This is a genomic window from Bradyrhizobium sp. 87 (genome assembly GCF_023073015.1).
Taxonomy (GTDB): Bacteria; Pseudomonadota; Alphaproteobacteria; order Rhizobiales; family Xanthobacteraceae; genus Bradyrhizobium; species Bradyrhizobium canariense_D.
On record NZ_JADPIQ010000143.1, the window covers coordinates 1 to 706 of the forward strand.

Annotated in this window: 1 protein-coding gene; it reads left to right on the plus strand. The window is 58.8% G+C overall.

The window, feature by feature from the left end; translation table 11 throughout:
* Positions 1-706 (plus strand): AMP-binding protein (locus IVB50_RS42850; protein ID WP_247295742.1); only part of this gene is annotated, 706 nt, incomplete at both ends.

Genomic DNA, 706 nt, shown 5'->3' on the forward strand with positions numbered 1-706 from the left:
CGACCCGCGCGCGCTTGGCCTGACCTCGCGCCATCTCGCCTATGTGATCTACACCTCGGGATCTACCGGCACCCCAAAGGGAGTCATGATCGAGCATCGGGGATTAGTCAATCTGATAGCTTGGCATGTGCAAACGTTTTGTCTTCAACCAGAAACCTGTTGCGCACTCACTGCCGGACTAGCATTCGATGCCAGCACTTGGGAGCTATGGACTGCGTTATACAACGGCAGCACATTGCTTCTACCTCCCAGAGCGGCAGCGGGAGATTCGCTCCGCCTGCTAGAATGGTGGCGTGATCAATCGCTCGAAGTCGCCTTTCTGATCACGCCGCTGGCCACAATCGCGTTGGAAGACAAGCTGGTAAATCCCACATTGGAGTACTTGCTTGTTGGCGGTGATCGTCTCCACCGTATGCCCGCGTCTCTAACACCGCCTTTAAAGCTGATAAACAACTATGGCCCTACTGAAGCTACGGTCGTGGCGACCTCGGGACGGCTCTCCATCGAAAACGCAGTGCCGCATATCGGCCGTCCGATTGCGAACACGCGTGTGTATCTGCTCGATGGCCATGGCGCGCCCGTTCCGTTGGGAGCGGTGGGAGAGCTCTACATTGGCGGGGCGGGGGTCGCGCGTGGCTATCTGAACCGGCCCGAACTGACGGCGGAGCGGTTCTTGGCCGATCCGTTCAGTGGTGAGGTCGGCGCA